A 19,689-nucleotide genomic window follows, 5' to 3' on the forward strand; every position below is an offset into this window, starting at 1 on the left:
GCGCCGTGGCCGGCGGCCTCACACCGCCGCCGTCAGGCCGCCATCCACATAGAGCATCTGCCCGTTGACGAAGTCCGAGGCGGGAGCCGCCAGGAAGACGCAGGCGCCCACCAGCTCCTCCACCCGCCCCCAGCGGCCGGCCGGCGTGCGGCGGCGGAGCCAGGCGGTGAAATCGGTATCCTCCACGAGCGGCCTCGTCAGCTCCGTGGCGAAGTAGCCCGGGGCGATGGCGTTCACCTGCACACCGCGCGGCGCCCATTCGGCGCAAAGGGCGCGGGTCAGCATCCGCACCCCGCCCTTGCTGGTGGCATAGGGCGCGGTGCCGGGGCGGGCCAGGTCGCTCTGCACCGAGGCGATGTTGATGATCTTGCCGTGGCCGCGCGCGACCATGCGCCGCCCCGCCGCCTGGGCCATGAAGAACACCCCGTCCAGATTGGTGCGCAGGACCTCGTGCCATGTCGTCTCCGGCACCTCCAGCGCCGGCATGCGGCGGGTGATGCCGGCATTGTTCACCAGGATGTCCACCGGCCCCAGGCGCGCCTCGATCCCCTCCAGCGCCGCCTCGGCCGCCGCCGCGTCGCTCACGTCGAAGGGGGCGGTCTCCGCGGCGAGCCCCGTGGCCGCGAGGCCGGCGCGGGCGGCCTCCAGCCGGGCCGGATCGCGGCCGTTCAGCACCACCGCCGCCCCGGCCTCGGCCAATCCGCGCGCCAGCGCCAGCCCGATCCCCTGGCTGGAGCCGGTGACCAGGGCGCGACGCCCCTTCAGGTCGAACAATGCCGCCGCCATCGCCCGCCTCCTCCCGGCCATTTCGTTGCGTGATCAGGATGAATTGCTCCGCTTGCCGGGGCAAGGGGCTTGCCGGAAGGCGGGATGCCGCTCCGGCGGGTCTGCCCGCCAGGGAGGGCCCCCAGGCTCCAGCCCGCAGCCGCGCAGCACCAGTTGCAGGATGGTTTCCGTGCCGCGTGCGAAGCATGGCGCGTCCGGCTCGGGGAGGTCCAGCACGGCGCCGATCTGTGCGCCGAAATCCGCGTAGGTCTGGGTCATCGCCCAGATGCTGAAGAACAGGTGGGGCGGATCGACCGGCGCCATGCGGCCCGCCGCGATCCAGCCTTCCAGCACCGCCGATTTCTCCCGCACCAGCGCGCGCAGCGGCCCCGCCAGCTGGCTGCGCAGATAGGGCGCGCCGTGCAGCACCTCGTTGGCGAAGACCCGCGAGGCCTGCGGCCGTTCCCGCGACCAGCGCATCTTGGCCCGGACATAGGCCGAGAGCGCCTCGGCCGGCTCGGCCTCGGGGTGGATGCCGTCGGTGGCCGAGAGCCAGAGCGCCAGGATGTTGTCCAGCAGCGTGGTGTAGAGCGCTTCCTTGGTGCCGAAATAATAGTGGAGATTGGCCTTGGGCAGCCCGGCGGCGGCGGCGAGCGCGGACATGCTGGCGCCCGCGAAGCCCGCCTCGGCGAAGACGTGCTCCGCCGCCGCCAGGATCTGCGCGATGCGCGCCTGGCGCCGGCGGACGCGCGGCCCGGGAACAGGCGCGGGTGGCCGCGTGTCTTCCGCCCCTGTCATGGGCAAATCCCTGGCTTGGCGGCGCGCATGCGGCGCCATTGCGGAGCAGGGGAAATAATTGACCATTCGGTCAGCATTCTTCTAGCGTCATATCGCCAGCGCACCAAGCCATGCCCTCCGGGCGCGGTCCGATGGTGCCGCAACGAGCGAGGCGAAGCGCGACGATGACCGGCATGAACCGACTGCGCGATGGCAAGGGCACCGTCCCCCGCCCGATCATCCTGACCTCCCATCCGCAGCGCGGCGCGGCCAGGGCGCCCGCCCTCCACTGGGGCGCGCCCGAGCCGTTGCGCCGCGGCCCGGTCATCGCCACGACGCAGGACCCGGCGGCCCGCAACGCCATCGGCACCCATGCCGGCTCCTACGCCCTCTACCGCGCCCTGGCGGTGGCCTCCGGCCAGCTCCGCGCCGACCACCGGCCGGATTTCCGCGACACGCGCCCCGCCCAGCCGATCGGGCCTTTCCCCGCCTGGGGCGAGCCGGCGAAGATCGTCTCGCTCGATCCCTTCGGCCATATGGTGCCGGAGCTGTTCGCGGAGCAGTTGAGGGCGGGCCTGGATATCCGCCCCAGCATCGCCGTCACGCGGGCGCATATCAACATGCCGGAACTGGTGCAGGCAGTGTGCGCCGGCCGGCTCGCGCCGGATGGGGAGGTGCTGCTGCCGAATGGCGATGTGCGCGTCACCAAGATCGCCATCGAGCCGGTCTGGTGGCTGCCGGGCATCGCCGCCCGCTTCGGCATCGGCGAGACGGAGCTGCGCCGCAACCTGTTCGAGCAGACGGGCGGCATGTTCCCCGAGCTGGTGACGCGGCCGGACCTGCGCGTCTTCCTGCCCCCCATCGGCGGCATGTCCGTCTATCTGTTCGGTGACCCGGCGAAGCTGGGCCGGCCGGAGACGCGCATCGCCTGCCGCATCCATGACGAGTGCAACGGCTCCGACGTGTTCGGCTCCGACATCTGCACCTGCCGCCCCTACCTGGCGCATGGCATCGAGAGCTGCATCGGCATGGCGCAGGAGGGCGGCGTCGGCGTCATCGTCTACAACCGCAAGGAAGGGCGGGCGCTGGGCGAGGTGACGAAATTCCTCGTCTACAACGCGCGCAAGCGGCAGGAGGGCGGCGACCGGGCGGAGCAGTATTTCCAGCGCACGGAATGCGTGGCCGGCGTGCAGGACATGCGCTTCCAGGAGCTGATGCCGGATGTGCTGCACTGGCTCGGCATCACCCGCATCGACCGGCTGGTCTCGATGAGCAACATGAAGTTCGCCCCCATCGTCGAGAGCGGCATTGAGGTGGCGGCGCGCATTCCGATCCCTGAGGATCTGATCCCGGCCGATGCGCGGGTGGAGATGGATGCCAAGAAGGCCGCCGGCTACTTCGCCCCCGTGGTGCCGGACGCGGCGGAACTGGCCATCGCCAAGGGCCGCGCCCTGTGAACGAGGCGCCGGGCAGCGAAGTTCTGGCCCTGCTGCGCCGGCCGGAAACCATCCGCGCCCGCTGCCACGCCCTGCTCGCCCTGGCCGAACGGGACGGATTGCCGCACTTCACCTTCCACCCCGCCCGGCTGCCCGCCGCCGCCGACTACGTGGCGGAGACGATCCGGCAGAACTATCCGGACCTGCGCATCCCCTACCATGCCCGCTGGCGGCATTTCGCGGCGGGGGGCGTGGACCGCTGGGGCATGCTGGTCGCGCGGCTGGCGGGGGAGGATGCCGCCAGCGTCGCGCGGCGGCGCTTCGACCTTTGCGTCGTCTCGGTGCTGCTCGATGCCGGGGCGGGGCCGGGCTGGCGCTTCACCGAGCCCGATGGCACGCGCCTCGGCCGCTCCGAGGGGCTGGGCGTGGCCAGCCTCCACGCCTTCGCCGCCGGGCTGTTCTCCAGCGACCCGGCCGACCCGCTGCGGGTGGATGCCGATGCCCTGGCCGCGCTGGACGGCGCGAAGCTGGGCCGCGCCTTCCAGCACGCTCCGGACAACCCGCTGGAAGGGCTGGAAGGGCGCGCGGCGCTGATGCGCAACCTGGGCGCGGCCCTGCGCCGGGCGCCCGCGCTCTTTGGCGGCACGCCGCCGCGGCCGGGCGGACTGTTCGACCATCTGCGCGCCCAGGCGGGGCCTGAGGGGCTGCCCGCCGCCGCCATCCTCGCCGTGCTGCTGGAAGGGCTGGCGCCGGTCTGGCCCGCCCGCCTTTCGCTGGAGGGCGAGAACCTGGGCGATGTCTGGCACCACCCGCTGGCTGCGCCGGAAGGCCCGGCACCGGGGCTGGTGCCTTTCCACAAGCTGTCCCAATGGCTCAGCTACTCGCTGGCCGAGGTGCTGGAGGAGGCGGGGCTGCCCGTCACCGGCCTCGATGCCTTGACCGGCCTGCCGGAATACCGCAATGGCGGCCTGCTTCTCGATCTCGGGGTGCTGGCCTTGCGCGACCCCGCCCTGGCGCGGCAAACCCTGCCGGCCGGCCATCCGGCCATTGTCGAGTGGCGGGCGTTGACCGTGGCGCTGCTCGACCGGCTGGCGGAGCTGGTGCGGGCGCGGCTTGGCCTCGATGCCGCCGCCCTGCCGCTGGCCCGCGTGCTGGAGGGCGGCAGCTGGGCCGCCGGCCGCCGCATCGCCCGCGCGATGCGCGCGGATGGCGCGCCGCCGCTGACGCTCGCCAGCGATGGCACCGTGTTCTGACAGAAAGCCCGACCCGGAAAGCCCGACAATGACCGAAGCGCCGAACGGCCCCCGCGACGTGACCGTGATCCAGCATCCGCTGGTGCAACACAAGCTGACGCTGATGCGGCAGAAGGCGACCTCGACCGGCGAGTTCCGCCGCCTGGCGCGCGAGATCAGCCTGCTCATGGCCTATGAGCTGACGCGCGACCTGCCGCTCGAGATGACGGGCATCGAGACGCCGCTGGAGCCGATGCAGGCCCCCATCCTGTCCGGCAAGAAGCTCTGCATCGTCTCCATCCTGCGCGCGGGCGACGGGCTGATGGAAGGGATGCTGGACCTCGTCCCCTCCGCCCGCGTCGGCCATATCGGCCTCTACCGTGATCCGGAGACGCTGGTGCCGGTGGAATACTACCTGAAGCTGCCGGACGACGTTTCCGAGCGGCTGGTGATCGTGGTGGACCCGATGCTGGCGACCGGCCATTCCGCCGCCGCGGCGCTGGCGCGGCTGAAGCAGGCGGGGGCGGAGCAGCTCCGCTTCGCCTGCCTGCTGGCGGCGCCGCAGGGCGTCGATGTGGTGACCGGCGCGCATCCGGATGTTCCGGTCTTCACCTGCTCCATCGACCGCGAGCTGGACGAGCATGCCTATATCCGCCCCGGACTGGGCGATGCGGGCGACAGGCTCTATGGCACGAAGTGAGGCCGCCATGGCCCTTCTTCCGAGAAAGAAGAACCAAGAAATTGTAGCTGTGTGCTTCAAGCATTCTTCTGCCAGCAAAAATCAGGAATATTGATGTTTGCGCGAGCAGTATCGGAGAGGAATGCAATCGGATTGCGGGCATGGGTTTTTGATCTATAAATTCCACCATCAATTGCCCACCTCGCGACGGAAACACATGATGCCAGCCAACCCGGTCCAGGTCATCCGCCCCAAGCGCTTCGGCGATTCGCGGGGATGGTTCTCCGAGACCTGGAGCAAGGAGCGCTTCGCGGCGCTCGGGCTGGAGCTGGAATTCGTGCAGGACAACCATTCCCTGTCCGGCCAGGTCGGCACATTGCGCGGCCTGCACTTCCAGACCCCGCCCTTCGCGCAGGACAAGCTCGTGCGCTGCCTCCGGGGCAGCATCTTCGACGTGGCCGTGGATATCCGGAAGGGCTCGCCCACCTATGGGCGCTGGGTCGGCCGTACCCTCTCGGCCGAGAATGGCGAGCAGCTCCTGGTGCCCATCGGCTTCGCGCACGGCTTCATGACCCTGGAGCCGGATACCGAGGTGGCCTACAAGACCTCCAATTACTACGCCCGGGACTGCGATGGCGGGCTGATGTGGAACGACCCGGACATCGCCGTCGAATGGCCGGCGGAAGGCGCGGCTCCCGTCCTGTCGGACAAGGACCGGAAGCAGCCCCTCCTGCGCGAGTTCGACAGCCCCTTCGCCTATGACGGCCGTCCCCTGCTTGCGCTGGAGGAGGTTCTGGTCCCCTGAAGGCCGGAACCGGCGCAGCCCGCGCCGGCCGGTCCGGTCCCCTCAGCGTTCAAAGGAATCTCGACAGGCTATGAAAGGTATCGTGCTCGCCGGAGGCTCCGGCACGCGGCTTCACCCGGCCACCCTGGCGGTGAACAAGCAGCTCCTGCCGGTCTACGACAAGCCGATGGTCTACTACCCGATCTCCGTGCTGATGCTGGCCGGGATCCGGGAGATCCTGATCATCTCCTCGCCCGACTTCATCGATATGTACAAGCGCCTGCTGGGCGATGGCAGCCAGTACGGCGTGTCCTTCAGCTATGTGGTGCAGGAGAAGCCGGAGGGGCTGGCGCAGGCCTTTCTGCTGGGCCGCGACTTCATCGGCCAGGATCCCGTCGCGCTGGTCCTTGGCGACAACATCTTCTACGGCGCCAACCTTTCCGCCATGGTGCGGCAGGCCGCGCAGCGGACGGAGGGCGCCACGGTCTTCGCCTATTACGTCGATGACCCGCAGCGCTATGGCGTGGTCGATTTCGACGAGGCGGGCCGCGCCCTTTCCATCGAGGAGAAGCCGGCCCAGCCGAAGTCCAACTGGGCCGTCACCGGCCTTTACTTCTACGACAACGCCGTCATCGACATCGCCGCCTCCATCAAGCCCTCGCCGCGCGGGGAGCTGGAGATCACGGATGTCAACCAGCGCTACCTGGAAGAGGGCAGGCTGCAGGTGGAGCGCATGGGCCGGGGCTATGCCTGGCTCGACACCGGCACCCATGACTCCCTGCTCGATGCCGGCGAATTCGTCCGCGCCATCCAGCAGCGCCAGGGCCTGCCGATCGCCTGCCTCGAGGAAGTGGCCTTCCTGAACGGCTTCATCGGCCTGGAGCAGCTGGAGGCGCGGGGCCAGCTCTTTGCCAAGACGGCCTATGGCCAGCACCTGCTGCGCCTAGCCCGGATGCATCGCTGAGCCAGGGCCGGCACCGCCGCCAGGCGCGTCAGCGCCGCCCTGGGCGGGAGGGCGCCGTGGAGGGGGAGGGGCGCGGAAGGGCGGCGCGGGCGGAGGGAAGCGGCGCCGCCTGCATCGCCAGCACGACGCGCTGCCGGTAGGCCCCGCCGCGCTCGGCCTGGGATGAGTGGTAATGCGCCACGGCCTGCATCCAGCTTCCCCGCCGCGCCTTCAGCTGGCGCAGGAACCGGGCCGCGTAGCGGGCATTGGCCTCGGGGGAGAAGGCTTCCTCGAGCGAGGTGAAGGCCTGCGGATGGTGATGCAGGTTGATCTGCAGGCAGCCCACATCGATCAGCCGCACGCCGTCCGCCTGCAGCCGGCGCACCTGGCGCAGCGCCTCGGCGCGGGTTGCGAAGCCATAGGCCTTGCCGCGCGCGTTGATGGTCCAGGGCCAGGGCTCGGCATCGCCCTGCGCGCCGTGCCGCCCGCTCTCGACGCGGCCCATAGCGGCCAGCAGGCCACGCGGCAGTTTCTCCGCGCGCTCGGCGGAGCGGATGGCGGCCAGGCAGCCCCCCGGCTCAGCCGCGGCCGCAGGAGGGCGCGCGAGCGCCAGCAGGATGGGAAGCAGGACGCGAAAGGCCGGCATGATGTTCATGCGCCGATGAGGCACAGCCCGCCTTAATTTTTCGCATATCGCCTCCATCGGAGCGCAATGCGCCTGCCGCCAAGGGCCGGAGGGCGGGCCCGCTCTGCGGGCCTGGAGATTTTCCCGCTTCTCGCTCAACGAAAGCGGGCTTCGCTCGTTCTTTTCCCAGACGGCAGCACATGCCGTGACAAACAAGAACGGGAGAGATCGCATGTGGTCGAAAAGCACGGCGCTGGCCCTCGCGGTCGCCCTGGTGGCGGCGCCGGTCGCGATGGCGCAGCAGGGCACCGTCGGCTCGCCCGGAAACCCCGGCGGCGGGGGCACCACCATGGGGCAGGGCACCCCGGGCACCAACACCGCGCCTGGCCGCGTCGCGCCGCCCGGTGAGGCGCCCCGCACGGATGGCGCCGCCGCTCCGGGCACCAACAACCCGCCCACCACCACCACCCCCGCCGAAGGGGCCAACAGCTTCACGGAAGGCCAGGCGCGCAGCCGCATCGAGGCGGCGGGCTACACCGACGTGCAGGGCCTGCAGAAGGACGACAGGGGCGTCTGGCGCGGCCGGGCGATGCGCAACGGCCAGCCGGCCGAGGTCGGCCTCGACTTCCAGGGCAATGTGGTGACCGGCGGCGGCACGGCGCGCTGAGCGCGGGCCGCCTCCGGCCCAGCACCGGCACCTGGTGCCAGAACCCAGCACAAGAAGAGGAAACAACATGGCCAGCAGGACCATCACCCGGCTTTTCGACACGCGCGAGCACGCCCTGGCGGCCCTGCGCGACCTCGAGGCGGCCGGCTTCTCGCATGACGACATCGGCATCGTCGCGAACGATGCCGGCCGCGACACCACCCCCGCGACCGACCCCGCGACGGCGCGGCACTCCGAGGAGCACACCAAGTCCGGCGCCGGCATCGGCGCCACGCTTGGCACGGTGGTCGGCGGCGGCGCCGGCCTGGCGGCGGGCCTCGGCGCCCTGGCCATTCCGGGCATCGGCCCGGTGGTCGCGGCGGGTGCGCTGGTGGCGGCGCTGACCGGCGCGGGCGCCGGCGCGGCGGCGGGCGGCCTGCTGGGCAGCCTGACCGGCGCCGGCGTGAGCGAGGCGGAAGCGCCGGTCTATGCGGAAAGCGTCCGCCGGGGCGGCAGCATGGTGACGGTGCGGACCGACGACACGCGCGCCGTGGAGGCCGAGACCATCCTCGACCGCCACAGCCCCGTGGACCTGAAGAAGCGCGAGGCGGATTACCGCGCCGGCGGCTGGACGGGCTATGACCCCGATGCCCCGGTCACCGACATCCCCGGCACGCCGTCCAGCCGGCATGTGGGCGGCACGGCGATGCCGGGCCCTTCCGGCACCGACCCGGCCGACCGCCGCATCTGAGGCGGCCCGCACAACCGGCCCGGCCCGGGGGGAGCACCTTCCTCCGGGCCTTTCCTATGCCGGCAGCCACCCCGACAGTTCCTGCTCCACCAGGGCGCGCAGCAGGTCGATGGCATCCTGGCCGTCGTTCAGGCAGGGGATGAGGGTGAACGCCTCGCCGCCCGCCGCCAGGAACTCCTCCCGCAGCTCGTGGCCGATCTCGTCCAGCGTCTCGATGCAGTCGGCGAGGAAGCCGGGCGTGATGACCGCCACGCGCCGGATGCCGCGCTCCGGCAGGGCGGTCACGCGCTCATCCGTGTAGGGCTCCAGCCAGGGCTCGCGCCCGAAGCGGGACTGGAAGGTGACGGGGAACTCGCGCGCTGAAAGCCCAAGGCGCCGGCGCAGCGCCTGCATGGTCCTGTTGCACTCGGCCGGATAGGGATCGCCCGCCTTGACGTAGCGGCGCGGCAGCCCGTGGAAGGAGGCGACAAGCCTTTGCGGCGGCCGCTCCAGCCCGGCCAGTGTGGCGCGGATGGAGCGCGCCAGACCCTCGATGTAGAGCGGATGGTCGGGGAAGGAGGGCGCGATGCGGATGGCCGGCTGCCGGCGCATGCGCATCAGCGCGCGGAACACGGCGTCGTTCACCGTGGCGGTGGTGGTGGCGCTGTATTGCGGGTAGAGCGGCAGCACCAGGATACGGTCGCAGCCCGCCGCCTGCAGCGCCTCCAGCTTGCTGGCGATGGAGGGGCGGCCATAGCGCATCGCCCAGTCGATGCGCGGCCCGTCCGGCGGCAGGGCCTGGCGCAGCCGGTCGGCCTGGGCGCGGGTGTAGGTGCGCAGCGGCGATTCATCGGCCGCCTCGTTCCAGATGCGCCGGTAGGCGGCGCCGCTGCGGAAGGGCCGCGTGGTCAGGATCACCCCCTGCAGCAGCGGCTGCCACAGCCAGGGGTTCACCTCGATCACGCGCCGGTCGGACAGGAACTCGGAAAGGTAGCGGCGCACATCGCCATAGCGGGTGGAATCCGGCGTGCCGAGATTGACCAGCAGCACGCCGACCTGCCCGGCGGCCTGCGAGCGCCCGGGAAAGGCCGGCCGGACGATGCGGGAATGGTGCGTCATGCGAAGAGATCCGCGGGGCTGTCCGCCCGCAGGGAGGCGCCGAGCGCCGCGCCCAGCCGCACCGCCTCGGCCGGGGCGCCGCGCAGCGCGCGCCGCAGCAGGAAGGAGCCATCCTCGCGCGCCACCAGCGCCTCCAGATGCAGCCTGCCGTCCGGGCCGAGGGTGGCATGGGCGCCGATGGGCGTGCGGCAGGAGCCGTCCAGCGCCGCCAGCACCGCGCGCTCGGCCCGGGCGGCGAGATGGGTGGGCGCGTGGTCGATGCCGGCCAGCCGCGCGCGGGTGGCGCCGTCGCCAGCGCGGGCGGTGACGGCGATGATGCCCTGGCCGGCGGCCGGCAGCATCTCCTCCGTCGAGAGCGGGCAGGCGGCGCGGGCCCCGAGGCCGAGCCGCTCCAGGCCGGCCATGGCCAGCACCGTGGCGGCGTGGTCGCCCTCCTCCAGCCGGCGCAGCCGCGTCTGCACATTGCCGCGCAGCAGGCCGAAGCGAAGGTCGGGGCGCAGGTGCCGCAGCTGCGCCATGCGCCGGGCCGAGGCGGTGCCGATGCGCGCGCCCGCCGGCAGTCCGGGCAGCGGCCCGCGCCGCTCCTCGGGCGGGCAGCCGGGGGCGAGCACCAGCGCATCCCGCGCATCGGCGCGCGGCAGCACGGCGGCGATGACGAGGCCCGGCGGCAGCTCCGTTTCCAGGTCCTTCAGGCTGTGCACGGCGAGGTCGATCCGCCCATCCAGCAGCGCCTCGTGGATCTCCTTGGCGAACAGCCCCTTGCCGCCGAGATCGGCCAGCCGGCGCCGCTGCTCGGCATCGCCGCTGGTCTGCAGCGGCACGGGCTCCGCCTCGCCCGGCTGCGGCCCACCGGGCGCGGCGCGGAGGGCGTCCAGCACGCGCCGCGTCTGCGCCAGGGCGAGCGGCGAGGCGCGGGTGCCGGCGCGCAGCAGGGCGGCGCGGGGCCGCGGGGCGAGCCGCGGAGAGGGGAGGGCGGAGGGGCGCGCCAGCGCCGGAGCGGCCTGAAAGGCAGCGGACATCGGCAGGAATCCAGCAGCAGGGGGAGAAGGGCCGGCCCGCTCCGGGGAGCGGACCGGCCCAGGCCCATGGCGGGTGGCGGGGGATAAGCGCCGCCCGCCATGGGAAGGGCGGGAGGGGCCTTGCGGGATTGGCCCCTGCCGAGTCCGGCGTGCCGCTTACTCGGCGGCCTGGCTGCCCACATCGGCCGCCGTGGTCGGCGCCGAGGCGGGGGCGGTGTGGACCCGCGCGATCGCCGCCGCCACGCCATCGGCATAGGCCGGGTCGGCACGGCGGAAATGCTCGAGCTGCCGCTCGACGATGAAGCGCGGCACGCCCTGCATGGCGCCGGCGATGTTCTCGAAGAGCTGGCGCTGCTGGTCCGGCGTCATCAGCCGGAACAGGTTGCCGGGCTGGGTGTAGTCGTCATTGCCTTCGCGGTGGCTGTAGTGGTCCGCGTCGCCATGGATGCGCAGCGGCGGCTCCTTGGCGGAGGGTGCCTCGGCGGGGCCGCCGAAGGAGTTGGGCTCGTAGTAATGGTCGGTGCCGCGCGGCGCGTCGAAGCGCATGGCGCCGTCGGCGTGGTAGGTGTTCACCTGCGACTTCGGCTTGTTCACCGGCAGCATCTCGTAATGCGTGCCGACGCGGTAGCGGTGCGCGTCGGCATAGGCGAAGAGGCGGCCCTGCAGCATCTTGTCCGGCGAGAAGCCGATGCCGGGGACGATGTTGGAGGGCGAGAAGGAGGCCTGCTCAATCTCCGCGAAGTAGTGCGCGGCGTTGCGGTTCAGCTCCATCACGCCGACCTCGATCAGCGGGTAGTCGGCATGCGGCCAGACCTTGGTGATGTCGAACGGGTTGTAGGGCGTCCGCTCCGCATCGGCCTCGGGCATGATCTGCACGCACATGCGCCAGCGCGGGTGCTCGCCGCGCTCGATGGCCTCATAGAGGTCGCGCTGGGCGCTCTCGCGGTCCTCGGCGATGATCTCGTTGGCCTCGCGGTTGGTCCAGTTGCGGATGCCCTGCATGGACTTGAAGTGGAACTTCACCCAGTAGCGCTCGCCCGCGTCGTTCCACAGCGAGAAGGTGTGGCTGCCATAGCCGTTCATGAAGCGGTAGCCCTGCGGCAGGCCGCGGTCGCTGAACAGGATGGTGATCTGGTGCAGGCTCTCGGGCGAGAGCGACCAGAAGTCCCACATGGCGGTGGGGGAGCGCAGGTTGGTGGCGGGATGGCGCTTCTGGGTGCGGATGAAGTCCGGGAACTTCAGCGGGTCGCGCACGAAGAAGACGGGCGTGTTGTTGCCCACCAGGTCCCAGTTGCCTTCCTCGGTGTAGAACTTGAGGGCGAAGCCGCGCACGTCGCGCTCGGCATCGGCCGCGCCGCGCTCGCCGGCCACGGTGGAGAAGCGCAGCAGCAGCTCGGTCTGGCTGCCGGGGCGGAACACCTTGGCCCTGGTGTACTTCGTGATGTCGCCGGTGATGGTCAGCGTGCCATAGGCGCCCGAGCCCTTGGCGTGCACCACCCGCTCGGGGATGCGCTCGCGGTTCTGGTGCGCCAGCTTCTCGATCAGCTGGTAGTCCTGGAGCAGCAGCGGGCCGCGCGGCCCGGCGGAGATGCTGTTCTGGTTGTCGGCGACGGGGGCGCCGGCGGTGGTGGTCAGAACGGGACGTTGCATCGGCTCGGACATTCCGGAAGCTCCTCTTGGCAGGGCAGGCCATGGTCTAGCTGAAGGGGATTGATCGGTTAAATCGATCTTCTATGTTGGAGGGATAGGCATTTCCTAACGGAGTCTCCGCCATGCCTCCCAGCACCATGGCCGGCCTTTCGCTGCGGGACCTGGAATACGCGGTCACCGTGGCCGAGCTGCGCCATTTCGGCCGCGCGGCCGAACGCTGCCATGTCAGCCAGCCCACCCTCAGCGAGCAGATCCGCAAGCTGGAGGCGCTGCTGGGCGTCGCGGTGTTCGAGCGGCTGCCGCGCCGGGTGGAGGTGACGCCGCAGGGCGCGCCGCTGATCGAGCGGGCGCGGGCCATCCTGCGCGAGGCGCGCGGCCTGCTGGACCTGGCGCAGCAGCAGGCGGAGCCGATGACGGGGCGGCTGCGCATCGGCGTCATCGCCACGCTCGGCCCCTACTACCTGCCGGCCCTGCTGCGGGATGTGCGGGCACGCTTCCCGCAGCTTGTGCTGCGGTTGCAGGAGGGCCGCACCTCCGCCCTGGTGGAGGCGCTGGAGCAGGGAGAGCTGGACGCGGCCCTGATCGCGCTGCCGGCCGCCTCCACGGCGCTGGAAAGCGCGGAGCTGTTCTTCGAGCCCTTCCTGCTGGCCTGCCCGCAGGGCCATCCCCTGCAGGAACAGCGGCAGGTCTCGCTGGGCGCGCTGCAATCGAGCGAGCTTCTGCTGCTGGAGGAAGGGCACTGCCTGCGCGACCAGGCGCTTTCCCTTTGCCCGCTGCCGCGCGGCGAGCGGGAGGAGCGCTTCGCCAGCAGCCTGGAGATGCTGCGGCACATGATCGCGGCCGGCGAGGGCTTCTCGCTGCTCCCGCAGCTTGCGGTGCAGGGCCGCACCGACCTTGGCGGGCTGATCAGCCTGCGCCGGCTGGAGGAGCCGGAGGTGGGGCGGCGGATCGGGCTGGTCTGGCGCGGCACCGACCCGCGCCGGGAGAATTTCTGTGCCCTCGCCGCCTTTCTGCGCCAGATGTCCCCGGTCAACCGGGCGGAGGGCTGAAGGCTCCTTATCCGGCGATGGCGTAGGCCGGCCGGCGCGGATCCGCCCCGGCCAGCCGCAGCCCCGTCGCCGGGTCGATCATCACCAGCTCCACGCTGCCGGCCAGCCAGGTGGTGTCCGGCCAGTCCTTCACCTCATGCCCCCGCCCCGCCAAAGCCTCGCGCACGGGCAGCGGGATGCGCGACTCCACCGCCAGCCGGCGCGGGTAGTACTCGTAGGGCGCGAAGGAGGAGGGGAAGGCATAGGAGGCGATGCGCGGCGCCTCGATCGCCGCCTGCGGCTCCATGCCGAAATGCAGGATGTTGAGCAGCACCTGCAGCATGGCCTGGATCTGCACGTCGCCGCCCGGCGTGCCGAAGGGCATGACGCCGCCCGCCCGCGTCACGGCCATGGCGGGGTTGGGCGTCAGGCGCGGGCGCCGCCCCGGCCCGACGCCGCTCGGATGCGCGGGATCGGGGCGGGACTGCGAGCCGCGGCAGGAGGGCACCAGCCCCAGCCCCGGCACCACCGGCGCGTTCCAGGAGCCGTCGGAGGGCGTGGCGGAGAAGGCGTTGCCCCAGCGGTCCACCACCGCGACATAGGAGGTGTCGGGCTCGATGCCCGGCAGCCCGCCCCGGCCCGCGGCCTGGGCCCCCGTGCCTGGCCCCAGCAGCGGCGGCGGCATGTCCGGATGCGCCGCCTCCTCGCGGAAGGCGCGGGCGCGGGCGGCGATGTGCGCGTCGGACAGCAGGGCGTCCACCGGCACCTCGGCGAAGGCGGGGTCGGCGAAGTGGTATTCGCGATCGGCCATGGCCACCTTCAGCGCCTCGGCCATGCGGTGCAGGTAGTCGGCGCCGTTATGCGCCAGCCCGTCCAGGCCGAGCTTCTCCAGCAGCAGCAGCGCCTCGAGCAGCGCCGGGCCCTGGCACCACGGGCCGCAGGTGATGATCTCGTGCCCGCGCCAGCGGCGGCGCACCACCGGCTCGATGCGCGAGCGGAAGCCCGCCATGTCCTCGCGCGAGAGATAGCCGCCCTCGCGCCGCTGGAAGGCCACGATCTCGCGGGCGATGTCGCCCTTGTAGAAGGCGTCCCGCGCCGCGGCGAGGCCGGCCATCCGGCCTCCTGCGGCCTCCGCCGCGCGCGCTTCCTCCGCCATGTGGGAAAGGGTGCGGGCGAGGTCGGCCTGGACGAAGAGCGACCCCACCGCGGGCGGCGCGCCGCCGGGCAGGTAGATGGCGGCGTTCTGCGGCCAGCGCGCATACTCGTCCCGGTGCGCCGCGATGGTCTGGGCCAGCAGCGGATAGGTCTGGAAGCCCTCGGCGGCGTAGCGGATGGCGAAGGCGGCGATGTCGGGGAAGGACATCGTGCCGTGCCGCTCCAGCGCGGTGATCCAGGCATCGGGCGCCGCCGGCACCACGGTGCGCAGGATGCCCTCGGGCATCCGCCCGCCATGCTCGCGCATGAACAGGTCCGGCGGCAGCGCCATCGGCCAGTGGCCGAGCCCGGCGATGCTTTCCACCGTGCCATCCGCCAGCCGGATCAGGATCGGGGCGACGCCGGCCACGTTCACCAGGTCCGGCTGCAGCACGCCGAGCGCGATGCCGGCGGCGCAGCCGGCGTCGATGGCGTTGCCGCCCGCCTCCAGGATGGCGATGCTCGCCGTGGCCGCCAGGTAGTGCCCGGCCGAGACCGCGTGGCGCGTCCCCGCGACGGTGGGGCGGCCGGTTGTCGGGCTCTCGTTCATCGGGCAGGCTCCACGGGGCGGGCATGGGTGGCGACGAGCTGCTCGTCCATGCGCGGGCTGTAGGCGATGCCGCGCCGCGCGGCGGCGATCGTCACCTGGTTGTAGAGCGGGATGATCGGCAGCGCCTCGATGGCGGCGCGCATCGCCCCGCGCAGCGCCGCCTCGCGGCCGTCATCCATGCGGGTCGTGGCCTCGGCGATGCGCGCGTCCAGCGCCGCGTCGCTGAACTGGCCCCGGTTGCCCTGGCCGAAGCCGCGCCCCGGGTCGCGGCTGTGCACGGCGGTGGAGAGGATGTAGCCGGCATCGCGCGAGGAGGAGAGGGACAGGCCGAACAGCATCAGCGGCAGGTCGTTCCGCCCCACGGCGGTGCGGGGGAAGAACACCGTGCCCGGCTGCGTCTCCACCTTGGCCTGGAAGCCGGCGCGGGTCAGCATCTGCCCCACTGCCTGGCAGACGCGGGCGTCGTTGGTGTAGCGGTTGTTGGAGCAGCCCAGCGTCAGGCCGAAGCCCTGCGGGAAGCCCGCCTCGGCCAGCAGGCGGCGCGCCGCCTCCGGGTCGGCCTTCGGCGTGGGCAGCGTGGCGTCCCAGGCGCCGAAGCCTTCCGGCACCATCTGCAGGGTGGGGATGGCCTGCCCGTCCAGCCCGCGCGCCGCCAGCGCCTCGCGGTCGATGGCCAGGGAAAGGGCCTGGCGCACCCGCGGGTCGGCCAGCGGGTTGGCGGGGAGGGGAGCGCCATCCGGCCCCGCCAGCAGCGGCAGCGCGGCGGCGCCGAGATGCGGGATCAGGTACATGATGCGGTCGGAGTTGCGCTTGAACACGCTGACCCGGGCGTCGCGCTCCAGCCGGGCCACATCCGCGGGCGGCACCTGCTCGATCAGGTCCACGTCGCCGGACAGCAGGGCGGCGAGCCGCGCGGCATCGTTGCCCATCACCTTGACCTCGACGCGGGCGAAGGCGGCGGGCTCGCCCCAATAGGTCTCGTGGCGCGACAGGCTCATCCCCTCGGCGCCGCGGAACCGCTCCAGCCGGAAGGGACCGGTGCCGATGGCGGCGCGCCCGCTGGTGAACTCGGCGGTGGAGGCACCCCAGGGCTCCGTGCCGCCCGCCGCCCTGGCCGAGACGATGAAGACGTTGGTGAGCTGGCCCGGCAGGGTGGGGTTGGGCTGGTCCGTGTGCAGGCGGATGGTGTGCGGGTCCACCACCTCGATGCGGCTGATGGTGCGCAGGTTGGAGGTGTAGGGGCCGGGATTGTTCGGCAGGGCCGGGATGCGCGCCAGGGAGAAGGCCACGTCCTCGGCGGTGAAGGGGCTGCCATCCTGGAAGGTGACGCCGCGCCGGAGGGACAGCTCCCAGCTCCGCGCGTCGAGCGCCCGCCAGGACTCCGCGAGGCCGGGGGTGAAGCGGCTTTCCGTGTCCCGCCCGACGAGGGAGTCGTAGATGTGCCGCGCCGCCGCCATGTTGGGGCCGAGGAACAGGAAATGGGGGTCCACGCCGAAGCTGGCCTCCACCCCCATGGTCAGGGTGCCGCCGCCGGGCTGCGCCCGGGCGGGGGCGGCGCCCGCCAGCAGCGCGATCAGGGCTGCGGCAAGGATGCGGCTGCGGCGCATGGCGCGTCTCTCCCGGTCGTGTCGGCCGGGGAAGGGTCCGGCGCCCGGCCTAAGCTGTCAACGCGCCGGAGCGTCACACTGGTGAATGCGGGAAGGCGGCCCTCAATGCCAGGCGCGCAGGATCTCGTCGGCCGAGGCCGTCTCGATCTGCTGGCCGAAGCGCTCGTTGTAGAGGGTGAGCAGGGCGTCATGCGTCTTGTCGGTGCCGGAGCAGATGGCGTCGGTCGCGACGACGACGCGGTAGCCGCGATCGACCGCGCCCAGCACGGCGGCCAGCACGCAGACATCCGTCTCCGCCCCGCTGATCACCAGCGTGTCAATGCCGCGCGAATAGAGATGGTCGTCCAGCGCCGGGTGCAGCCAGGGGGAATAGACCATCTTGTCGATGACGGTGGCCGGCGGCGCGAAGCGCTGCAGCGGCTCCAGCAGGTCGAGCATGCCGGCGGGCAGCATGTCCTGCGTCACCGAGGACCAGCGCTCGTAGTATTCGCGCCACATGCCGGGCGCGTCCTGCGGGCGCTGGGCGGGGATGAAGCGGGTGAAGACGGTGCGGTCGGGATAGGCGCCGGCGAGCTCCACCACCCGGGGCAGCACGCGCTGCATCCAGGGCGTCTCCCATTCCGAGCCGGGGCCGAACAGGTTCTGCATGTCCACGCAGAGGTGCGCGCAGCGCGCCGTCAGGGGGCCGCGCTGCAACCCGTTCTTCCATGCCATGTGGTCTTCTCCAGCTTTCGTGGCCGTGCTGCTCAGGTAAGCGGCGGGAAGGCCGCGGGTTCCCGGCCCACCGCGCGCGGCTTAGCCTTCCGGCACGTTGCGGCGCAATTCCTCCAGCCAGGCATTGGCATTGCCGTCGGAGGGCGCGCGCCAGTCGCCGCGTGGCGAGAGCGAGCCGCCGGCCGACACCTTGGGCCCGTTCGGCATGGCGCTGCGCTTGAACTGGGCGAAGCCGAAGAAGCGGCCGAGGAACACCTCCAGCCAGCGGCGGATGGTGGGCAGGTCGTAGGCGCCGCGCTTCTCGGCCGGGAAGCCCGGCGGCCAGTTGCCGCGCGCGGCATCCCCCCAGGCCATCAGCGCCAGGAAGGCGATCTTGGAGGGGCGGAAGCCGTAGCGCAGCGTGTAGAAGAGGTGGAAGTCCTGCAGCGCGTAGGGGCCGATCTTGGCCTCGGTGCTCTGCAATTGCTGGTCCTCGCCCGCCGGCACCAGCTCGGGCGAGATCTCGGTGTCCAGCACCGATTGCAGCGTCTCGCCCACCGCCGCGTCGAACTGCCCGGAGCCGATGACCCAGCGGATGAGGTGCTGGATCAGCGTCTTCGGCACGCCGGCATTGACGTTGTAGTGCGACATCTGGTCGCCGACGCCATAGGTGCACCAGCCCAGCGCCAGCTCGGACAGGTCGCCCGTGCCGAGCACCATGCCGCCATGGAAGTTGGCGGCGCGGAACAGGTAGTCGGTGCGCAGCCCCGCCTGGACGTTCTCGAAGGTCACGTCATAGACCGGCTCGCCGCGGCCGAAGGGATGGCCGAGATCGGTCAGCATCTGCTTCGCCGCCGGGCGGATGTCCAGCTCATGCGCCGTGACGCCGAGCGCCGCCATCAGCGCGTGCGCGTTGGTCTTGGTGCCGGCCGAGGTGCCGAAGCCGGGCAGGGTGTAGGCGACGATGTCGGTGCGCGGCTTGCCCATCCGGTCCATCGCCTTGGCGGCGACGATCAGCGCCTGGGTGGAATCGAGCCCACCCGAGACGCCGATGATGATCCGGCCGCCGCGCGTGGCGGAAAGCCGCTGCACCAGGCCGGAAACCTGGATGTTGTAGGCCTCGTAGCAATCCTGGCTCAGCCGCGCCGGGTCGGCCGGCACGAAGGGGAAGCGCTCCAGCGCGCGGTGGAAGCCGATGTCGCCTTCCGGCGGGTCCAGGCGGAAGGATTGCGTGCGGAAGGCGGGGGCGTGGCGGCGCCGGTTGTCGTCGAAGGTGCCCTGCCGCGCCCGCTCCTGCCGCAGCATGTCGAGGTCGATGTCGGCCAGCACGATCTGGTCGGCATCCGGGAAGCGGTCGCTCTCGCGCAGGATGGTGCCGTTCTCGAAGATCGAGACCTGCCCGTCCCAGGCGAGGTCGGTGGTGGACTCTCCCACCCCCGCGGCCGCGTAGAGATAGGCGCCTATGCAGCGCGCCGATTGCGACTGGCAGAGCAGCCGCCGCGTTTCCGCCTTGCCCACGGTGATGTTGCTGGCCGAGAGGTTGGCCAGCACCAGCGCGCCGGCCAGGGCGCCCTGCGCGCTGGGGGGGATGGGCACCCAGAGATCCTCGCACACCTCGGCATGGATGACGAGGCCGGGCACGTCCTCGGCGGCGAAGAGCAGGTCGGGGCCGAAGGGGGCCTCCTGCCCGGCCAGGCGGATGGTGCCGCCCTCGGTGCCATGGCCGGAGGCGAACCAGCGCCGCTCGTAGAACTCGCGGTAGTTGGGCAGATGCTGCTTCGGCACCACGCCGAGCAGCCGGCCGCGCTGGATGGCCACCGCCGTGTTGTAGACCCGCCCCTCATGGCGCAGCGGCGCCCCCACCAGCAGCACCGGCCGCAGCGCGGCGCTCGCCTCCAGCAGCGTGCCGATGGCCTCCTCCACCGCGTCCAGCAGCGTGTCCTGCAGCAGCAGGTCGTCGATCGCGTAGCCGGAAAGGCCCAGCTCCGGGAACACGGCGAGCGCCGCGCCCGCCCCGTCGCAGCGCTGCGCCGCCTCCAGGATGGCGCGTGCATTGGCGGCCGGGTCGGCCAGGGTGCAACGGGTGGTGCAGGCGGCCACCCGGGCGAAGCCGTGGCGGTAGATCGACAGGAAGCTCATGCCGCACAGCCTGCCCCCGGCGGGCGCGCGCGTCCAGCGGATGCGCGATCAGCAATGGGTCAGAGGCGACCCG

Annotated in this window: 18 protein-coding genes; 8 read left to right on the forward strand and 10 right to left on the reverse strand. The window is 72.0% G+C overall.

Translation table 11 applies throughout. The features are described from left to right. Window positions 1–18: 18 nt before the first annotated feature. Together CR162_RS15895 and CR162_RS15900 are read right to left on the reverse strand one after the other, a co-directional pair. Window positions 19–786 carry an SDR family oxidoreductase gene (locus CR162_RS15895; protein ID WP_099096518.1) on the reverse strand — a complete coding sequence of 256 codons (768 nt, stop codon included), beginning with the start codon at window positions 784–786 and terminating at the stop codon, window positions 19–21. Window positions 787–819: 33 nt separating this feature from the next. Then, window positions 820–1,563: a TetR family transcriptional regulator C-terminal domain-containing protein gene (locus tag CR162_RS15900; protein WP_099096519.1), complete on the reverse strand. Its 744-nt coding sequence runs from the start codon at window positions 1,561–1,563 to the stop codon at window positions 820–822. Between the two features lie 173 nt (window positions 1,564–1,736). On the opposite strand from CR162_RS15900, the gene CR162_RS15905 reads away from it, so the two are divergent. The 5 genes from CR162_RS15905 (at window position 1,737) to rfbA (ending at window position 6,637) form a co-directional block, all read left to right on the forward strand. Beyond that, a complete protein-coding gene (locus CR162_RS15905; RefSeq protein WP_245870423.1) occupies window positions 1,737–2,999 on the forward strand; it encodes a GTP cyclohydrolase II in 1,263 nt (420 codons plus the stop codon). Beyond that, window positions 2,996–4,231, forward strand: coding sequence for a URC4/urg3 family protein (locus CR162_RS15910; protein WP_099096521.1), 1,236 nt, complete (start codon window positions 2,996–2,998; stop codon window positions 4,229–4,231). The genes CR162_RS15905 and CR162_RS15910 overlap by 4 nt, the downstream gene beginning before the upstream one ends. 28 nt (window positions 4,232–4,259) lie before the next feature. After that, window positions 4,260–4,910, forward strand: coding sequence for a uracil phosphoribosyltransferase (gene upp, locus CR162_RS15915; RefSeq protein ID WP_099096522.1), 651 nt, complete (start codon window positions 4,260–4,262; stop codon window positions 4,908–4,910). A 196-nt stretch (window positions 4,911–5,106) separates the two neighbouring features. After that, window positions 5,107–5,694 (forward strand): dTDP-4-dehydrorhamnose 3,5-epimerase, encoded by a 588-nt coding sequence (gene rfbC / locus CR162_RS15920; protein WP_218014916.1) that lies wholly within the window; start codon window positions 5,107–5,109, stop codon window positions 5,692–5,694. 70 nt (window positions 5,695–5,764) lie between these two features. Beyond that, the gene (gene rfbA / locus CR162_RS15925; RefSeq protein ID WP_099096523.1) at window positions 5,765–6,637 is read left to right on the forward strand and encodes a glucose-1-phosphate thymidylyltransferase RfbA; all 873 of its coding nucleotides are present in this window, start codon (window positions 5,765–5,767) and stop codon (window positions 6,635–6,637) included. Between the two features lie 28 nt (window positions 6,638–6,665). Here rfbA and CR162_RS22440 read toward each other — a convergent pair whose 3' ends face one another. Further along, a complete protein-coding gene (locus CR162_RS22440; RefSeq protein ID WP_176559878.1) occupies window positions 6,666–7,262 on the reverse strand; it encodes a transglycosylase SLT domain-containing protein in 597 nt (198 codons plus the stop codon). A 211-nt stretch (window positions 7,263–7,473) separates the two neighbouring features. Between CR162_RS22440 and CR162_RS15935 the strand changes: the two genes are divergently transcribed. Together CR162_RS15935 and CR162_RS15940 are read left to right on the forward strand one after the other, a co-directional pair. Next, window positions 7,474–7,908: a PepSY domain-containing protein gene (locus CR162_RS15935; RefSeq protein ID WP_218014917.1), complete on the forward strand. Its 435-nt coding sequence runs from the start codon at window positions 7,474–7,476 to the stop codon at window positions 7,906–7,908. A 67-nt stretch (window positions 7,909–7,975) separates the two neighbouring features. Beyond that, window positions 7,976–8,638, forward strand: coding sequence for a general stress protein (locus CR162_RS15940; RefSeq protein ID WP_218014918.1), 663 nt, complete (start codon window positions 7,976–7,978; stop codon window positions 8,636–8,638). Between the two features lie 54 nt (window positions 8,639–8,692). Here the strand turns inward: CR162_RS15940 and hemH are convergent, their stop codons facing one another. The 3 genes from hemH to CR162_RS15955 form a co-directional block, all read right to left on the reverse strand. Next, window positions 8,693–9,736 (reverse strand): ferrochelatase, encoded by a 1,044-nt coding sequence (gene hemH, locus CR162_RS15945; protein ID WP_099096525.1) that lies wholly within the window; start codon window positions 9,734–9,736, stop codon window positions 8,693–8,695. Beyond that, window positions 9,733–10,755, reverse strand: a complete 1,023-nt coding sequence (gene hemC / locus CR162_RS15950; protein ID WP_099096526.1) for a hydroxymethylbilane synthase — start codon at window positions 10,753–10,755, stop codon at window positions 9,733–9,735. The genes hemH and hemC overlap by 4 nt, the downstream gene beginning before the upstream one ends. Before the next feature lie 156 nt (window positions 10,756–10,911). Next, window positions 10,912–12,405: a catalase gene (locus CR162_RS15955; RefSeq protein WP_099096574.1), complete on the reverse strand. Its 1,494-nt coding sequence runs from the start codon at window positions 12,403–12,405 to the stop codon at window positions 10,912–10,914. A 122-nt stretch (window positions 12,406–12,527) separates the two neighbouring features. Between CR162_RS15955 and CR162_RS15960 the strand changes: the two genes are divergently transcribed. After that, complete coding sequence (locus tag CR162_RS15960; protein ID WP_099096527.1) at window positions 12,528–13,454, forward strand: LysR substrate-binding domain-containing protein; 927 nt, start codon at window positions 12,528–12,530, stop codon at window positions 13,452–13,454. 7 nt (window positions 13,455–13,461) lie between these two features. Here the strand turns inward: CR162_RS15960 and CR162_RS15965 are convergent, their stop codons facing one another. The 4 genes from CR162_RS15965 to CR162_RS15980 form a co-directional block, all read right to left on the reverse strand. Next, window positions 13,462–15,177 carry a gamma-glutamyltransferase family protein gene (locus CR162_RS15965; protein WP_099096528.1) on the reverse strand — a complete coding sequence of 572 codons (1,716 nt, stop codon included), beginning with the start codon at window positions 15,175–15,177 and terminating at the stop codon, window positions 13,462–13,464. Next, the gene (locus CR162_RS15970) at window positions 15,174–16,784 is read right to left on the reverse strand and encodes an ABC transporter substrate-binding protein (RefSeq protein ID WP_099096529.1); all 1,611 of its coding nucleotides are present in this window, start codon (window positions 16,782–16,784) and stop codon (window positions 15,174–15,176) included. The genes CR162_RS15965 and CR162_RS15970 overlap by 4 nt, the downstream gene beginning before the upstream one ends. A gap of 102 nt (window positions 16,785–16,886) precedes the next feature. Then, a complete protein-coding gene (locus CR162_RS15975; RefSeq protein ID WP_099096530.1) occupies window positions 16,887–17,498 on the reverse strand; it encodes a cysteine hydrolase family protein in 612 nt (203 codons plus the stop codon). 81 nt (window positions 17,499–17,579) lie between these two features. Then, window positions 17,580–19,616 (reverse strand): NAD(+) synthase, encoded by a 2,037-nt coding sequence (locus CR162_RS15980; RefSeq protein ID WP_099096531.1) that lies wholly within the window; start codon window positions 19,614–19,616, stop codon window positions 17,580–17,582. Window positions 19,617–19,689 lie beyond the last annotated feature (73 nt).

This window comes from Teichococcus rhizosphaerae (genome assembly GCF_002631185.1).
Classification (GTDB): domain Bacteria; phylum Pseudomonadota; class Alphaproteobacteria; order Acetobacterales; family Acetobacteraceae; genus Pseudoroseomonas; species Pseudoroseomonas rhizosphaerae.

What these genes read in the sequence shown, in the direction of transcription:
- rfbC (WP_218014916.1), top strand. Translation starts at nt 5,107, where the DNA reads ATGATGCCAGCCAACCCGGTCCAGGTCATCCGCCCCAAGCGCTTCGGC.
- CR162_RS22440 (WP_176559878.1), bottom strand. Translation starts at nt 7,262, where the DNA reads ATGCCGGCCTTTCGCGTCCTGCTTCCCATCCTGCTGGCGCTCGCGCGC.
- CR162_RS15960 (WP_099096527.1), top strand. Translation starts at nt 12,528, where the DNA reads ATGCCTCCCAGCACCATGGCCGGCCTTTCGCTGCGGGACCTGGAATAC.
- CR162_RS15940 (WP_218014918.1), top strand. Translation starts at nt 7,976, where the DNA reads ATGGCCAGCAGGACCATCACCCGGCTTTTCGACACGCGCGAGCACGCC.
- CR162_RS15905 (WP_245870423.1), top strand. Translation starts at nt 1,737, where the DNA reads ATGAACCGACTGCGCGATGGCAAGGGCACCGTCCCCCGCCCGATCATC.
- CR162_RS15965 (WP_099096528.1), bottom strand. Translation starts at nt 15,177, where the DNA reads ATGAACGAGAGCCCGACAACCGGCCGCCCCACCGTCGCGGGGACGCGC.
- rfbA (WP_099096523.1), top strand. Translation starts at nt 5,765, where the DNA reads ATGAAAGGTATCGTGCTCGCCGGAGGCTCCGGCACGCGGCTTCACCCG.
- CR162_RS15935 (WP_218014917.1), top strand. Translation starts at nt 7,474, where the DNA reads ATGTGGTCGAAAAGCACGGCGCTGGCCCTCGCGGTCGCCCTGGTGGCG.
- CR162_RS15970 (WP_099096529.1), bottom strand. Translation starts at nt 16,784, where the DNA reads ATGCGCCGCAGCCGCATCCTTGCCGCAGCCCTGATCGCGCTGCTGGCG.
- CR162_RS15895 (WP_099096518.1), bottom strand. Translation starts at nt 786, where the DNA reads ATGGCGGCGGCATTGTTCGACCTGAAGGGGCGTCGCGCCCTGGTCACC.
- CR162_RS15980 (WP_099096531.1), bottom strand. Translation starts at nt 19,616, where the DNA reads ATGAGCTTCCTGTCGATCTACCGCCACGGCTTCGCCCGGGTGGCCGCC.
- hemC (WP_099096526.1), bottom strand. Translation starts at nt 10,755, where the DNA reads ATGTCCGCTGCCTTTCAGGCCGCTCCGGCGCTGGCGCGCCCCTCCGCC.
- CR162_RS15900 (WP_099096519.1), bottom strand. Translation starts at nt 1,563, where the DNA reads ATGACAGGGGCGGAAGACACGCGGCCACCCGCGCCTGTTCCCGGGCCG.
- CR162_RS15975 (WP_099096530.1), bottom strand. Translation starts at nt 17,498, where the DNA reads ATGGCATGGAAGAACGGGTTGCAGCGCGGCCCCCTGACGGCGCGCTGC.
- CR162_RS15955 (WP_099096574.1), bottom strand. Translation starts at nt 12,405, where the DNA reads ATGCAACGTCCCGTTCTGACCACCACCGCCGGCGCCCCCGTCGCCGAC.
- hemH (WP_099096525.1), bottom strand. Translation starts at nt 9,736, where the DNA reads ATGACGCACCATTCCCGCATCGTCCGGCCGGCCTTTCCCGGGCGCTCG.
- upp (WP_099096522.1), top strand. Translation starts at nt 4,260, where the DNA reads ATGACCGAAGCGCCGAACGGCCCCCGCGACGTGACCGTGATCCAGCAT.